Genomic DNA, 650 nt, shown 5'->3' on the forward strand with positions numbered 1-650 from the left:
TTGTCAGTCTGTGTGACCACTCAGGTTGGCTGTAATATTGGTTGTACCTTCTGTGCATCAGGCTTGATCAAGAAGCAACGTGACCTCAATAACGGGGAAATCGTAGCGCAGATCATGCTAGTTCAGAAATACTTTGATGAACGTGGCCAGGATGAACGTGTCAGCCATATCGTTGTTATGGGAATTGGTGAACCATTTGATAACTACAACAATGTATTAAATTTTGTTCGTACCATCAATGATGACAAGGGGATGGCTATCGGTGCTCGTCACATCACAGTTTCAACTTCAGGTTTGGCTCATAAAATTCGTGATTTTGCTAATGAAGGAGTACAGGTCAATCTCGCTGTTTCCCTTCACGCTCCCAATAATGAATTGCGTTCAAGCATCATGAAAATTAACCGTGCCTTTCCGATTGAAAAGCTCTTTGCAGCCATTGAGTACTATATCGAAACAACCAATCGCCGTGTGACCTTTGAATACATCATGCTCAATGAAGTCAACGACGGTGTTGAACAAGCCTTGGAGTTGGCTGAATTGCTCAAGAACATCAAGAAATTGTCTTATGTAAACTTGATTCCCTATAACCCTGTCAGTGAACATGACCAATATAGCCGTAGTCCTAAAGAGCGCGTGATGGCCTTCTACGA

At 42.6% G+C, this 650-nt stretch carries 1 protein-coding gene; it reads left to right on the forward strand.

What is annotated here, in order from left to right; all coding sequences use genetic code 11:
- The coding region (gene rlmN / locus GMD1S_RS08645; RefSeq protein ID WP_000697086.1) for a 23S rRNA (adenine(2503)-C(2))-methyltransferase RlmN at positions 1-650 on the forward strand (650 nt) is incomplete at both ends.

Source organism: Streptococcus sp. GMD1S (assembly GCF_000296875.1).
In the GTDB taxonomy this organism is placed as follows: Bacteria; Bacillota; Bacilli; order Lactobacillales; family Streptococcaceae; genus Streptococcus.